This window comes from Sneathiella litorea (genome assembly GCF_009882915.1).
GTDB classification, from domain to species: domain Bacteria; phylum Pseudomonadota; class Alphaproteobacteria; order Sneathiellales; family Sneathiellaceae; genus Sneathiella; species Sneathiella litorea.
Map to the genome: position 1 here is coordinate 1 of NZ_WTUW01000008.1, position 15,766 is coordinate 15,766.

Genomic DNA, 15,766 nt, shown 5'->3' on the forward strand with positions numbered 1-15,766 from the left:
CCGTCAGCGTCGTCTTTCCATGGTCAACATGGCCAATCGTGCCAATGTTTACATGCGGTTTACTACGATCAAATTTCTCTTTGGCCATTTTATTTCTCCGTTATCTCCGGCTGCCTCAGCTTATTGCGTTACGCCAACTTCGCCAGAACTTCATCTGAAACGTGTTGTGGCACTGGTTCGTAATGGTCAAACACCATGGAAAACGTTGCGCGCCCTTGAGTCTGGGAGCGCAGGTTGTTCACATAACCAAACATATTGGCCAGCGGCACCATTGCATTGACTACTTGCGCTACACCGCGCGGTTCCGTTCCGGTCACCTGACCGCGACGACTGTTCAAATCGCCCATGACATCGCCGATATACTCATCCGGCGTCACAATCTCGACCTTCATCATCGGCTCCAGCAGGCGAAGACCGGCTTTCGGGGCGATCTCGCGCATTGCTGCACGACCCGCAATCTCAAAAGCCATGACCGAGCTGTCGACGTCATGGTAAGCACCGTCAATAAGGGTGACATCCACATCGATCAGCGGGAAACCTGCAAGCACACCGGTCTCGACGATATCGCGGACACCTTTTTCAACACCCGGAATATATTCCTTCGGCACCGAACCACCCGTAATGGTATCGCTGAATGTGAAGCCTGCGCCCGGCTCACCAGGTTTGGCAACAATCTTGATGCGGGCGAACTGACCCGAACCACCAGACTGCTTCTTATGGGTGTAGTCAAGCTCTGCCTCACGGGTGATGCTTTCACGATAAGCCACCTGCGGCGCACCGATGTTTGCCTCAACACCGAATTCACGCTTCATGCGATCGACGATGATGTCCAGATGAAGCTCGCCCATCCCTTTAATAATGGTCTGACCACTTTCGATATCCGAGGAAACCCGGAACGAAGGATCTTCTTTTGCAAGCCGATTAAGCGCAACGCCCATTTTTTCCTGGTCGGTTTTTGTTTTCGGCTCAACCGCAATCTCGATAACCGGCTCAGGGAATTCCATGCGCTCTAGAATGACGGGTTTAGACGAATCGCACAGAGTATCACCTGTTGTCGTGTCTTTCAGGCCCGCAATAGCGACAATGTCACCCGCACGCGCCTGCTTTACGTCTTCCCGGCTATTAGCATGCATCTGCAGCATACGACCAACGCGCTCCCGGCTATTCTTGACCGAGTTCAACGTCTGCGTACCCGCTTCCAGCACGCCGGAATAAACCCGAACGAAAGTCAACGATCCCACGAAGGGGTCGGTCATCACCTTGAACGCCAAGGCTGCAAACGGCTCTTCATCTGACGGAAGGCGCTCGATGTCCTTTTCACTCTTAACATCAATACCATGCGTACCACCGATATCGGTTGGGGATGGCATGAACTCGATTACAGCATCCAACAGTGGCTGAACACCCTTGTTCTTAAACGCCGTGCCGGTCAGAACCGGGACAAAACTTGCTGAAAGCGTGCCCTTACGAATGCAGGCGCGCAAGGTGTCTTCGCTCGGCTCTTCCCCTTCGAGGTAAGCCTCAAACACAGCCTCATCCGTCTCAATCGCCGTCTCGACCATCGCCATATGGTATTCAGCCGCCTTGTCCGCGAGTTCGGGACGGATATCGCGATACTCAAAAGACGCGCCCATCTCTTCCCCGGTCCAGACGACTTCCTTCATCTTGATCAGGTCAACGACACCCTCGAACTCAGCCTCAGAGCCAATCGGCAGCTGCAACACGAGCGGAACCGCACCCAGACGAGTCTTGAACATTTCAACGCAACGATAGAAATCGGCACCCGTGCGATCCATCTTATTGACGAAACACATGCGCGGAACACGATATTTATCAGCCTGGCGCCATACAGTCTCTGACTGCGGCTCAACACCGGCGACACCATCAAAAACAGCGACCGCACCATCGAGAACACGCAAAGACCGCTCAACCTCAATAGTGAAGTCAACGTGACCAGGGGTGTCGATGATGTTGATGCGGTGATCTTTCCAGAAACATGTCGTTGCAGCGGAAGTAATTGTAATACCCCGTTCCTGCTCCTGCTCCATCCAGTCCATTGTTGCCGCACCATCATGCACCTCACCGATTTTGTGAGACACACCGGTATAGTACAGAATGCGTTCCGTGGTTGTCGTTTTGCCCGCGTCGATATGGGCCATAATCCCAATGTTGCGGTATTTTTCGATGGGCGTTGTGCGTGCCATGTCTGAAATCCTAGATCAAGCTTGCGTAGTTAAATTCGGTTACCAGCGGTAATGAGCAAACGCACGGTTCGCTTCCGCCATTTTGTGCGTATCTTCACGCTTCTTGACAGCACCACCGCGCTCGTTGGATGCATCAAGAATTTCCCCTGAAAGGCGATCCACCATGGTGACCTCTGAGCGCTTGCGCGCACTTGCGATCAACCAGCGAATAGCGAGGGCCTGGCCCCGCTCTGCCCGAACTTCAACCGGCACCTGATAGGTCGCACCACCAACACGGCGAGAGCGAACTTCAAGGTCTGGCTTAATTTTGTCCAGAGCCTCGTGAAAGACTTCAACCGGGCTGGAGCCGGTCTTTTTCTCAATAACGTCAAAAGCACCATAAACGATACCTTCGGCGGTAGACTTTTTCCCGTCAAACATGAGGGAGTTCATGAACTTGGTCAGAACAACATCCCCAAACTTAGCGTCCGGGAGAACTTGGCGCTTTTCAGCGGCGTGACGACGTGACATATATCAAATTCCTTATTTCGGCTTCTTCGCGCCATATTTGGAGCGACGCTGACGACGATCCGCAATCCCTTGCGTATCCAGCACACCACGAATGATATGATAACGAACACCGGGCAAGTCTTTTACACGACCACCACGGATCAAGACGACCGAATGCTCCTGAAGGTTATGACCCTCACCTGGAATATAGCTCGTTACCTCAAAACCATTGGTCAGACGCACACGGGCGACCTTACGCAATGCGGAGTTCGGTTTCTTCGGAGTTGTCGTATAAACTCTCGTACAAACACCACGCTTCTGCGGGCACGCCTCCATGGCGGGCACTTTATTACGCGAAACCGGCGCCTTGCGGGGGTTTCTGATCAGCTGATTAATAGTAGGCATTCTTCTTCCTATCATTCGTCGCCGCAAATAGAACAGCCGCGTGCAGCTGCGGCTCTGCTCGCGGTCAGGTTTTTTGCGTCCACCCGAAGAGACTTAACACGTGCGCTTTTCTAAAAATCCTGACGACACACGGAAAAATAAGTACACGACCATTGTCAGGAGGGCGCAATATATGGGGGAGGCTTGGCGCAGTCAAGCAGAAAAGATTGCATTTTTGTTAATCTCTGAATGCCATTGTTTTCGCTCTCCCCGCCCCCAGAATCTGGCACTAAATCCGACCATTTTGCGTTCTAGCCTCGGGTTATCTCCCTCATAAGCTGTGAAGTGTCTTGAGGTTAACTGAATACGGCGCCGGATTAGCGGCGCCGTACTCCATTTTTCTGTCTCTTCCGCATTAATTCTTCTAGGGGAAAAGACTGATTCTTAAAGTATCATTCGGCAGCAGAAGTTTCTTCCGTGACTTCAGGCTCCAGCATGCCAACAGCCACATCGGCGTTGTCCTGGATCTCCTTGTCACGTTTCGCCGCCAATAGCTTCAAGCGGTTCATCTGCGCGCCTGTACCCGCCGGGATCAAGCGTCCAACGATAACGTTTTCCTTGAGCCCCATGAGTGTGTCCTTCTTGCCGGCGACAGAAGCCTCCGTCAATACTCGGGTTGTTTCCTGGAAGGAAGCCGCCGAGATAAAGGAGTTAGTTTGCAGACTTGCCTTCGTGATACCGAGCAAGATCGGGCTACCTTCAGCTGGCGCCTTACCGGCTTTGACCAGCTTTTCGTTCTGCGCTGCGAATTCTTCACGATCGATATGCTCACCGATCAGGAAGGAACTGTCGCCCTGCTTCTCAATCTCTATCTTCTGCAGCATTTGACGGCAGATCACTTCGATATGCTTATCGTTGATCTTCACGCCCTGCAGACGGTAGACATCCTGAATTTCATTTATCAGGAAGTTAGCAAGCGCTTCGACACCCAGAACTTTCAGAATGTCATGCGGAGCAGGGTTACCGTCGAGCAGGTAATCGCCAACCCGAACATAATCACCCTCATTGACTGAAAGATGCTTACCCTTCGGAATAAGGTACTCAACTGGTTCCGCACCCTCTCCTTCCGGACGGATCGACACGCGACGTTTCGACTTGTAATCCTTGCCAAATTCAACAAAACCGTCAGCTTCGGCAATAATCGCATGATCTTTCGGACGACGGGCTTCAAAGAGCTCGGCCACCCGCGGCAGACCACCGGTAATATCTTTCGTCTTGGAGCCTTCACGCGGGATTCTAGCCAACACGTCACCAGCCTGAACATCTGCGCCATCTTCAACCGATAGAATAGCATCCACCGGCAGGAAGTAACGCGCCTCATGTCCACTTGGCAGGGTGAGAAGTTCCCCGTCCTCGCCACGCAGAGTGATGCGTGGGCGAAGATCACTGCCCTTCGGCTGGGATTTCCAGTCAACGACGATTTTCCGGGCAATACCCGTTGCTTCGTCAACCTGCTCCGCCATAGAAGTACCGGAAACAAGATCTTTATAGCTGACCTTACCTTCAAGTTCCGTGATCACAGGTGTCGTGAACGGATCCCATTGTGCAAGCTTATCGCCTTTCTTAACTTTCGCGCCTTCATCGACCAAGAGCCGAGTACCATATGCGATACGGTGACGTGCCCGTTCACGATTGTTGTTATCGACAAGTACCAGTTCTGAATTCCGACCCATAACAATCGGGTTGCCCGTGCTGTTGACAACAACATTACGGTTTTCAATCCTGATTGTGCCTTCATGGGAAGCGTCGATAGAGGAGACTTCGGCAACCTGCGCCGTACCACCGATATGGAACGTCCGCATGGTCAGCTGCGTTCCCGGCTCACCAATCGACTGGGCCGCGATAACACCAACAGCCTCACCGATATTAACCGGCGTTCCACGCGCGAGGTCACGGCCATAACATTTTCCGCAGATACCGCCCTTGGTTTCGCAAGTCAGGACCGACCGGATGAGAACCTGCTCAACGCCAGACGTTTCCGCAAGAAGCGAGCTCGCCTCGTCAAACATTTCACCACCGGCGACAATTACCTCACCTGTTATCGGGCTGACAACATCCACCGCGGCCGTACGGCCGAGCAACCGGTCGCTCAAGGTCGCGATAATATCACTACCTTCAACCACCTCACGAACCGTCACGCCATTCTCAGTGCCACAATCTTCCACGATCACAACACAATCCTGGGCAACGTCCACCAGACGGCGTGTCAGGTAACCAGAGTTCGCGGTCTTAAGTGCCGTATCCGCGAGACCCTTACGTGCCCCATGGGTTGAGTTAAAGTACTCGAGAACGCTCAATCCTTCCTTAAAGTTGGAAATGATCGGTGTTTCAATAATCTCACCAGATGGCTTGGCCATCAGGCCACGCATACCGGCGAGCTGCTTCATCTGCGCCGCAGAACCACGGGCACCGGAGTTGGCCATCATGAATATCGAGTTGATGCCAACCTGGCGGTCGTTCTCGTCCATTTCAACCGCTTCAATGACCTTCATCATTTCATCAGCAACACGGTCCGTACATTGTGACCAGGCATCAATGACCTTGTTGTATTTCTCGCCCTGAGTAATCAGGCCATCGTAATATTGCCGTTCGTATTCTTCAGCAAGCTTACGCGTTTCCTCAACCAGGGCATCTTTCGAGACAGGTATGCGCATGTCATCCTTACCGAAAGAGATACCGGCGCGGCAAGCATGTGCAAAACCGAGACCCATCAGACGGTCCGCGAAAATCACAGTCTCTTTCTGACCGCAATGGCGATAGACCTCGTCAATCACCTGCGTGATTTCTTTCTTGGTCAGCAGGCGGTTAATCAGTTCGAAGCTGATTTTCGAGTTTTTAGGCAGGATTTCCTCGATCAACATGCGGCCCGGCGTCGTTTCGACAAGCTTGCGAACTTCCGAACCATCTTCCTGGGTAAATGTGATCTTGGTCTTAATCTTGCTGTGCAGGGTAAGGACTTTATTGTCGATCGCATGCTGGGCTTCCGCCACGTCAGCAATGACCATCCCCTCACCCGGCTCATTAGCAATGTCCATGGTGAGGTAATAGATACCAAGAACGATGTCCTGGCTCGGCACGATAATCGGCTTGCCACTTGCCGGGCTCAGAATGTTGTTGGTGGACATCATAAGCACGCGGGCTTCAAGCTGCGCCTCGAGAGAAAGCGGCACATGGACCGCCATCTGGTCACCGTCAAAGTCAGCGTTAAACGCTGTACAAACTAGTGGATGCAACTGAATAGCCTTACCCTCAATCAGGACCGGCTCAAACGCCTGAATACCAAGACGATGGAGCGTTGGCGCACGGTTAAGAAGCACTGGATGCTCGCGGATAACCTCTTCAAGGATATCCCAGACTTCCGGGCGTTCTTTTTCGACCAGTTTCTTCGCCATCTTGACGGTGGCCGCCATACCCTTGAGCTCTAGTTTGGCGTAGATAAAGGGTTTGAATAGCTCAAGCGCCATCTTTTTGGGAAGACCACATTGATGGAGTTTCAGCTCCGGCCCGACCACAATCACCGAACGTCCGGAATAGTCGACACGTTTACCGAGGAGGTTCTGGCGGAAGCGACCCTGCTTGCCCTTCAGCATGTCGGACAGGGATTTCAGCGGACGCTTGTTGGCACCCGTGATGACCCGGCCACGACGGCCGTTATCAAACAGAGCATCAACGGATTCCTGAAGCATACGCTTTTCGTTCCGGACGATAATGTCCGGCGCGCGAAGCTCAATCAGTCGTTTCAGTCGGTTGTTCCGGTTGATAACCCGCCGATAGAGGTCGTTAAGGTCGGACGTTGCAAACCGGCCACCATCCAGTGGGACCAGCGGACGAAGTTCCGGCGGGATAACCGGGATGACCTGCAGGATCATCCATTCAGGACGGTTGCCCGATTCCATGAAGGCTTCGATGATTTTCAGGCGTTTGGCGAGTTTACGCGGTTTTGCTTCCGACGTTGTGACCGCCATTTCCTCACGGATTTCATCGCGAATGGTCTCTAAATCGAGCGCGGAGAGAATATCCCGGATAGCCTCAGCGCCGATACCGGCAGTGAAAGCGTCCTCACCATATTCGTCCTGCGCGTCGAGATATTCTTCTTCCGAAAGCAACTGGAACTGCTTGAGTGGTGATAGGCCAGGCTCAACAACCACATAATTCTCGAAATAAAGGATCCGTTCCAGGTCCTTCAACGTCATATCGAGCAGAAGGCCGATACGGGACGGAAGCGATTTCAGGAACCAGATATGGGCAACAGGAGACGCAAGCTCGATATGGGCCATGCGTTCACGGCGCACCTTCGATAGCGTCACTTCAACGCCACACTTTTCGCAGGTAATACCGCGATACTTCATCCGCTTGTACTTACCGCACAGGCATTCATAATCCTTGATCGGACCAAAGATCCGCGCGCAGAAAAGACCATCCTTCTCCGGCTTGAATGTTCGGTAATTGATGGTTTCGGGTTTCTTGATTTCACCGAATGACCACGACCGGATCCGTTCCGGTGAGGCAATAGAAATCCGGATTTCATCAAAAGCCTGAGTGCCCTGTGGCTGACCAAAAAGGTTCATCAACTCATTCATGGACCATCTCTCCTTTTAAACCCCGGGGTCCCCGGGAGGCGCATATATTGCGGCCTAAAAAATAACTGTCAGTGACCAACGTATCAATTGGCCCCGGTATGACCCGGGACCAACTCAATCAGTAACCTATCTGCGAAAGCTCGACATTGAGGCACAAGGAGCGCATTTCCTTAACCAGAACGTTAAAGCTTTCCGGGATACCGGCTTCAAACGTATCGTCACCCCGGACAATGGCTTCATAGACTTTCGTCCGGCCGGCCACGTCGTCCGATTTAACGGTCAGCATTTCCTGCAGGGTGTAGGCAGCGCCATAAGCCTGCAGGGCCCAGACCTCCATCTCACCGAACCGCTGTCCACCAAACTGCGCCTTACCTCCCAGCGGCTGCTGGGTAACAAGGCTGTATGGCCCGATGGAACGCGCATGGATCTTGTCATCGACCAGATGATGCAACTTCAGCATATAGATATAGCCTACTGTTACCTTGCGATCAAAGGGTTCCCCTGAACGACCGTCGATCAGAGTTACCTGACCGGAAGTGTCCAGACCGGCAATTTCAAGAAGACGGTTAATGTCTTCTTCCTTTGCACCGTCAAAAACAGGCGTTGCCATCGGCACGCCATTTTTGAGGTTACCCCCGAGTTCAAGGAACTGCTCATCGGACATGCCGGAGATTTTTTCCTCATACTCCTCATCGCCATACACTTCTTGCAGTTTGGATTTTAGCGGCTGAAGATCTGTTGCACCTAGACGAATGCGAGTCATGATCTCGGTAATCTGTGTACCGATGCCATGGCTGGCCCAGCCGAGATGCGTTTCAAGAATCTGCCCGACGTTCATACGCGACGGCACACCTAGCGGGTTAAGCACGATATCAACCGGCTTACCGTCTTCAAGATAAGGCATATCCTCTTCTGGCAAGATCCGGGAGATAACACCCTTGTTACCATGACGGCCAGCCATCTTGTCGCCCGGCTGAAGCTTGCGCTTCACCGCGACAAAGACCTTGACCATCTTCATCACCCCAGGCGGAAGCTCGTCACCGCGCTGCAACTTGTCGACCTTATTCTCGAAGCGGGCACGAAGACCGCCAATGGCCTCATCATACTGCTTTTTGAGCTGTTCGATCTTCTCCATGGAAGCGTCGTCCTTGACGCTGATCTGCCACCAGACACCAGGGTGCAGGTCCAACAGCTTTTCAGACGTGACCACCTCGTCCACCTTGAACTCACTTGGCCCAGACGCAACCTTCTGCGATACGAGAAGACCTTTGAGGCGATCATAGATTGTCCGCTCCAGAATGGCTTTTTCGTCATCACGGTCTTTTGCCAGATGCTCAATCTCGTCACGCTCGATGGCAAGCGCACGCTCGTCCTTCTCCACACCATGGCGGTTGAAGACACGAACCTCAACAACCGTACCGGCAACACCCGGCGGCAGTCGTAGAGACGTATCACGAACATCGGAGGCTTTCTCACCGAAGATGGCGCGCAGGAGCTTTTCTTCCGGCGTCATTGGGCTTTCACCCTTCGGTGTGATCTTGCCCACCAGAATATCACCCGGCTGAATTTCCGCACCGACATATACGATACCGGCTTCATCGAGGCTTTTAAGCCCCTCTTCACCAACGTTCGGAATATCGCGGGTAATTTCTTCCGGACCCAACTTCGTATCGCGAGCCATCACCTCGAACTCTTCAATATGGATCGAGGTGAAGACGTCGTCCTTCACGATCCGCTCAGAGATCAGGATGGAATCCTCGAAGTTATAACCATTCCACGGCATAAACGCGACAAGCACGTTCCGGCCAAGCGCAAGCTCGCCGAGATCCGTCGAAGGTCCATCACAGATGATATCCCCGGCCTCAACCATGTCACCGACCTTAACCAGCGGACGCTGGGTAATACAGGTGTTCTGGTTCGACCGCTGGAATTTCAGCAGGTTATAGATATCGACACCGGACTTGCTGAGATCTTCTTCATCCGTTGCCCGGATCACGATACGGGTTGCATCCACCTGATCGATGATACCGGCGCGCTTGGCGACCGTAGCAACACCGGAATCGCGGGCAACCCGCTCTTCCATACCCGTACCAACAAACGGTGCCTCCGCCCGCAGAAGCGGGACGGCCTGACGTTGCATGTTCGACCCCATAAGGGCGCGGTTCGCATCATCGTTTTCAAGGAACGGGATAAGTGCAGCACCAACGGACACCAGCTGTTTTGGCGACACGTCGATATAGGTAACATCTTCTGGCTTGGCGACGACATATTCGCCCTGCGCCCGGCAACGCACAAAATCTTCAGTAAACATACCGCTTTCATCCAGGGCCGCATTGGCCTGGGAAATCGTATGCTTGCTTTCTTCCATTGCCGAGAGATATTTGACGTCACCGGTCAGCTTGCCATTTTCAACACGCTGATACGGGCTTTCAATAAAGCCGTATTTGTTCACCCGCGCAAAGGTCGCGAGCGAGTTGATCAGACCAATATTCGGTCCTTCCGGCGTTTCAATCGGGCAGATACGACCATAATGGGTCGGATGCACGTCCCGCACCTCAAAGCCCGCACGCTCACGGGTCAGACCACCCGGACCAAGCGCGGAAAGACGACGCTTATGGGTAATCTCTGACAGCGGGTTAGTCTGGTCCATAAACTGGCTGAGCTGGCTTGAGCCGAAAAACTCACGTACCGCAGCGGCAGCTGGTTTTGCATTGATCAAATCATGCGGCATGACCGTATCAATCTCGACTGAACTCATCCGCTCGCGAATGGCACGTTCCATACGAAGCAGGCCAATACGATACTGGTTTTCCATCAGTTCGCCGACTGAGCGAACCCGGCGGTTACCAAGGTTATCGATATCGTCAGTTTCCCCATGACCGTCCTTAAGCCGGACAAGAGTTTTAACCACGGCAAGAATATCTTCCTTGCGCAGGACCCGGACAGTATCTTCCGCATCAAGATCAAGGCGAAGATTCATCTTTACCCGGCCAACGGCGGAAAGGTCATAACGCTCCGAATCAAAGAATAGACCGTTGAAAAGGGCTTCCGCAGTTTCCTCGGTGGGCGGTTCGCCAGGGCGCATAACGCGATAGATGTCAATCAGAGCCTGATCACGGGAGCTGCTTTTATCGACAGCAAGCGTATTCCGGATATACGGACCCACATTAACGTTATCGATATCAAGCGTCGGGATTTCCTTGAAACCCGAAGCTTCGAGTTGATCGATTAAGGCCTCGGTTAATTCCTCACCGGCCTCGACAAACACCTCACCGGTATTCTCGTTAATCATGTCTTCCGCGATAAAGCGGCCCACCAAGTCAAGATGGCCGACAAGCATATCTTTCAGGCCCTCGTCCATAAGCTTTTTGGCGAGACGCTGGGTAATCTTCGTACCTGCTTCGGCAACGACTTTTTCCGTATCCGCATCAACAAGATCCCGGATCAAACGGCTACCGCGTACACGATCGACATTGAACGGTGTCCGCCAGCCCTTTTTCTCAAGCTTGTAATCGACGCGATCATAGAAATACGAAAGAATGTCCTCATGGGTCATATCAAGCGCCTGCAGCAGCGCTGTGACCGGCAGCTTACGACGACGGTCGATACGGACATGAACGATGTCTTTGGCATCAAACTCGAAATCGAGCCAGGACCCACGATAGGGGATTACGCGGGCAGCGAAGAGAAGCTTGCCACTGGCATGTGTTTTACCTTTGTCATGATCGAAAAAGACACCTGGACTCCGGTGCATCTGGGAAACGATCACCCGCTCCGTACCGTTGATGATGAAGGTGCCCTTGTCAGTCATGAGCGGCATGTCACCCATGTAAACGCTCTGTTCCTTGATATCGAGGACAGATTTCGCTTCTGTATCCGGGTCCACCTCAAACACGATCAGGCGCAGCGTCGCTTTCAGCGGAGCGCCGAAGGTCATGCCGCGTTGCTGGCACTCTTCCTCGTCGTATTTCGGGGTTTCAAATTCATAAGAGACAAATTCAAGGCTTGCCGTATCGGCAAAATCCTTAATCGGAAAAACGGATTTGAAAACTGATTGAAGACCTTCATCGCCGCGTGCGTCGGGCGGCGTATCTTGCATCAAAAACGCATCGTAGGAGGTTTTCTGAACCTCGATCAAGTTCGGCATTTCAGTTGCCGCCTCGATAGTTCCAAAGTTTTTACGAACGCGCTTGCGACCGGTGAACGACTGCAATATGCCCATGCCAAATCCCCGTATGTTTCCTGGCCTACTAAAAAACAACCTTTATCAGAAAGGCTGCGAGCCGGCTTTCAAGCGATCACCGAATATCGGATAATCATTTGAAATTCCTGCAAATTTTCCTCCGGCCCTAAGGCCGCCGGAGAAGCCGCGAGTTTAAAATCCCGCCGGATTTATGCTTTCCCGCTTAGAAAGCGGCTGCGGGGAAGGCAGCAATCGCCGCCTTCCCCGTTACCATTTTAGCCACCCAAAGGTCGCTACAACCGAACTGTTTACTTAAGTTCAACAGTTGCGCCTGCGCCTTCAAGCTGTTCTTTGATTTTGTTAGCTTCGTCTTTTGGAGCAGCTTCCTTAACGGTTTTCGGTGCGCCTTCGACGAGATCCTTAGCTTCCTTAAGACCAAGACCCGTAATAGCACGGACCTCTTTAATGACGTTAATTTTCTTTTCGCCAGCAGCGACCAGAACAACGTCAAAGTCATCTTTTTCTTCAGCAGCAGCCGCATCGCCGCCACCTGCACCTGGAGCAGCAGCTACAGCAACTGGTGCTGCGGCAGAAACGCCCCATTTTTCTTCTAGAAGTTTTGAAAGTTCTGCAGCTTCCAGCACTGTCAGGCTGGAAAGATCTTCGGCAATCTTTTCGAGATCGGCCATTTTACTATTCTCCTCAGGTAAACCTATTGGTTTAGTTTCAATATTAACTGGCTATTACATCTAACCCTGTTCGGCTTTCGCCGCCAGGACACGGGCCAACTGACCAGCAGGAGCTTGAAGGACACCAGCGATTTTCGTCGCAGGAGCCTGCAGCAATCCGACCAGTTTTCCGCGAAGTTCATCAAGTGACGGCAGGCTCGCAAGAGACTTGACCCCATCAGGGTCTAGCTCCGTTGTGCCCATTGCGCCACCGATAACGACAAACTTCTCGTTTCCCTTTGCATAGTCCATTGCAACTTTCGGGGCGGCCACAGGATCGCTTGAATATGCGATACCCACAGGGCCCTTTAACTTGCCGGACAGGGAACTATAGTCCGTGCCATCAAGAGCGAGACGCGCAAGCCGATTTTTAGTCACTTTGAAGCTGGCACCAGCATTCAGCATTTTTACACGAAGATCTGTTATTTCCGCTACAGTGAGTCCACTGTATTCAGCGACAACAACAACAGCTGCTTCGTTAAAAACACCGTTCAGCTCGGTAACCACCGCTTCTTTTTGCGATCGGTCCACTCGTCGTCTCCAGTATTTGAAATGCCTCAAACTCTTAAGGCATTCCGTTTACACTAGAACCCGGCATTCGCCAGATCCGGTTAAACTGTCCCAGGTCCACCTGAATTGCTGACAAGCAGCGAATTAATTAGCTTCCCTGTCTATGCAGGCAACGAATTGCATTTAAATCTCCATCACAAAAAGATCCGGAAACACCTGCAGTCTTGGACAGACGGGTTGGCGAACCAACCCGACATTTGCGGCCCTTTGCAGGGCAGCAAATCTCTTTAGCAGCGTTATTAAATAACGTCGCTGATTTCAAGCTTCACGCCAGGGCCCATAGTGGAGCTTACGGCGATCTTCTTGATAAAAGTTCCCTTTGCACCGCTCGGCTTGGATTTTGCCACCGCGCCGACAAAGGCCTTGATATTTTCACTCAACGCTTCATTGGTGAAGCTCGACTTACCAAGTCCGGCATGAACAATTCCGCTTTTCTCTGCCCGGAATTCCACCTGTCCGCCCTTGGCCGCCTTAACGGCATCCGCAACATTCGGCGTTACAGTCCCGAGCTTCGGATTTGGCATCAAGCCACGTGGACCCAATACTTTACCGAGACGCCCGACAACCGCCATCATGTCCGGGGTCGCGATGCAGCGATCGAAATTCATTTCACCTGCCTGGATTTTTTCCATCAGGTCTTCCGCACCAACCAGGTCGGCGCCAGCCTTGGTCGCTTCTTCCGCTTTGTCACCGCGCGCAAAAACAGCGACGCGAACAGATTTACCTGTCCCGTTCGGGAGCTGAATAACCCCCCGCACCATCTGGTCGGAGTGACGCGGATCAACACCGAGGTTCATCGCAATCTCAACTGTTTCATCGAATTTCGATGTTGCATTTGATTTGATGAATTCAACAGCCTCATCCAGTGGATAGAATTTTTCGCGATCGATCACGTCAGCTGCAACTTTTTGCTTTTTCGTCAATTTTACCATGATCCTACTCCACCACTTCCAAGCCCATTGAACGGGCGGAGCCTTTGATAATGTTCATCGCTGATTCAATATCGTTGGCGTTCAGATCCACCATTTTTGCCTCGGCAATTTCGCGAACCTGTGCAGAAGTAACGGTACCCGCTACTGCCTTGCTCGGTGTGCTACCGCCTTTTTTCAGATTCGCTGCCTTTTTAAGGAAATAGGCGGCCGGAGGTGTCTTGGTAATAAAGCTGAATGAACGGTCAGCATAAACAGTAATTACTGTTGGAATCGGCATTCCGCCTTCCATACTGCCTGTGGCCGCATTGAAAGCCTTACAGAATTCCATAATATTTACACCCTGCTGGCCCAGTGCCGGACCGATGGGTGGAGACGGATTTGCCTGTCCCGCCGGGACCTGCAACTTGATGTAACCTTTAATTTTCTTAGCCATTTTAAGCCCTCTTCAAAATAAGGGGTCGTGGTACGACCATGGCGGGCCTCCCACAACGTTCCGCACCATGCGGAAATTACTATCTAACTTTTCTCGACTTGAGAATAATCAAGTTCAACTGGAGTAGAGCGACCAAAGATCGAAACCGATACTTTCAGTTTTGCCTTTTCCTCATCTACTTCCTCAACCTGCCCCATAAAGGTCGCGAACGGACCGTCACTGACCCGGACTTCTTCACCCAGTTCAAACGTAACCGATGGCTTGGGCCGCTCGATTCCCTCTTGCACCTGGTTGAGAACCGCCATCGCTTCCTTTTCGGAAATTGGCGTCGGTTTGTTGCCATTCCCCAGGAAGCCCGTCACTTTGGGCAAATTCTTTACTAAATGATATGATTCGTCGTTCATCTCCATATGCGCCAGAACGTAACCCGGGAAAAACTTTCTTTCCGCGTTTACCTTTTGACCACGACGCACCTCGACGACTTCCTCGACCGGCACCAGTACCTCTTCAAATAGGTCAGCCATGCCTTTGACAATCGCCTGTTCCTTAACGGATTGAGCGACTTTTTTCTCGAAACCCGAATAGGCGTGAATGATATACCAACGTTTAGCCATATGATCAGGACCCCAGTGACAGTATTACTTTAATGACGTTCTGAATGCCAAAATCAACGGCGAAGAAGAATAACGACGCCAGAAAAACCATAACAAACACCATCCCCGTAGTAATCAGCGTTTCCTTGCGGGTCGGCCATGTCACTTTCGAGGCTTCCTGCCGCACTTGGCGGATAAAAGCACCTGGGTTTACCTTTGCCATAATTCTTCTAAAATCCTTCAACCGGTGAATGACCCGGCGGTATACAAGACTTTTACATTTAGATCAACCAGATTGGCAGGAGAGGAGGGACTCGAACCCACAACCCCCGGTTTTGGAGACCGGTGCTCTACCAATTGAGCTACACTCCTCCAGTCCGAACGGGCAGTCCCGGGTCGCCGAATTCTTTACCGACGCCCGGGACCAACCCTTATCTTAATGTAATCGTCTTGATGTTTAAGACAACTAAGGTCTTTCTTCCTTATTCGGTTACGCTTGCGACGACGCCGGCACCAACGGTCCGGCCACCTTCGCGGATAGCGAAGCGCAGGCCTTCATCCATGGCGATCGGTGCGATCAACTCGACATCCATCGTCACGTTATCACCCG

At 52.2% G+C, this 15,766-nt stretch carries 13 protein-coding genes and 1 tRNA gene; all 14 read right to left on the reverse strand.

Annotated elements, in window-relative coordinates:
• Positions 1-88, reverse strand: an 88-nt coding sequence (locus GQE98_RS13930) for a GTP-binding protein (protein ID WP_139194506.1), incomplete at its 3' end; no start/stop codon positions are given.
• 40 nt (positions 89-128) lie between these two features.
• Entirely contained in the window at positions 129-2,204 is a 2,076-nt protein-coding gene (fusA, locus tag GQE98_RS13935) for an elongation factor G (RefSeq protein ID WP_161316328.1), read from the reverse strand.
• A gap of 39 nt (positions 2,205-2,243) precedes the next feature.
• Positions 2,244-2,714 carry a 30S ribosomal protein S7 gene (rpsG, locus tag GQE98_RS13940; protein WP_161316329.1) on the reverse strand — a complete coding sequence of 157 codons (471 nt, stop codon included), beginning with the start codon at positions 2,712-2,714 and terminating at the stop codon, positions 2,244-2,246.
• Between the two features lie 12 nt (positions 2,715-2,726).
• Positions 2,727-3,098: a 30S ribosomal protein S12 gene (gene rpsL / locus GQE98_RS13945; protein ID WP_161316330.1), complete on the reverse strand. Its 372-nt coding sequence runs from the start codon at positions 3,096-3,098 to the stop codon at positions 2,727-2,729.
• Between the two features lie 431 nt (positions 3,099-3,529).
• A complete protein-coding gene (gene rpoC, locus GQE98_RS13950; RefSeq protein WP_161316331.1) occupies positions 3,530-7,717 on the reverse strand; it encodes a DNA-directed RNA polymerase subunit beta' in 4,188 nt (1,395 codons plus the stop codon).
• A 118-nt stretch (positions 7,718-7,835) separates the two neighbouring features.
• A complete protein-coding gene (gene rpoB / locus GQE98_RS13955; protein WP_161316332.1) occupies positions 7,836-11,939 on the reverse strand; it encodes a DNA-directed RNA polymerase subunit beta in 4,104 nt (1,367 codons plus the stop codon).
• 269 nt (positions 11,940-12,208) lie between these two features.
• Positions 12,209-12,589, reverse strand: coding sequence for a 50S ribosomal protein L7/L12 (rplL, locus tag GQE98_RS13960; RefSeq protein ID WP_161316333.1), 381 nt, complete (start codon positions 12,587-12,589; stop codon positions 12,209-12,211).
• A gap of 60 nt (positions 12,590-12,649) precedes the next feature.
• On the reverse strand, positions 12,650-13,159 hold the full coding sequence (gene rplJ, locus GQE98_RS13965) for a 50S ribosomal protein L10 (RefSeq protein ID WP_161316334.1): 510 nt from the start codon (positions 13,157-13,159) through the stop codon (positions 12,650-12,652).
• A 278-nt stretch (positions 13,160-13,437) separates the two neighbouring features.
• On the reverse strand, positions 13,438-14,130 hold the full coding sequence (rplA, locus tag GQE98_RS13970; RefSeq protein WP_161316335.1) for a 50S ribosomal protein L1: 693 nt from the start codon (positions 14,128-14,130) through the stop codon (positions 13,438-13,440).
• Between the two features lie 4 nt (positions 14,131-14,134).
• Positions 14,135-14,563: a 50S ribosomal protein L11 gene (rplK, locus tag GQE98_RS13975; protein ID WP_161316336.1), complete on the reverse strand. Its 429-nt coding sequence runs from the start codon at positions 14,561-14,563 to the stop codon at positions 14,135-14,137.
• A gap of 83 nt (positions 14,564-14,646) precedes the next feature.
• Positions 14,647-15,177, reverse strand: a complete 531-nt coding sequence (gene nusG / locus GQE98_RS13980; protein WP_161316337.1) for a transcription termination/antitermination protein NusG — start codon at positions 15,175-15,177, stop codon at positions 14,647-14,649.
• Positions 15,178-15,181: 4 nt separating this feature from the next.
• Positions 15,182-15,379, reverse strand: coding sequence for a preprotein translocase subunit SecE (gene secE, locus GQE98_RS13985; protein ID WP_161316338.1), 198 nt, complete (start codon positions 15,377-15,379; stop codon positions 15,182-15,184).
• Between the two features lie 73 nt (positions 15,380-15,452).
• Positions 15,453-15,528 (reverse strand) — tRNA-Trp (locus GQE98_RS13990).
• 110 nt (positions 15,529-15,638) lie between these two features.
• A partial coding sequence (locus tag GQE98_RS13995) for an EF-Tu C-terminal domain-related protein (RefSeq protein ID WP_484592868.1) occupies positions 15,639-15,766 on the reverse strand: 128 nt, incomplete at its 5' end.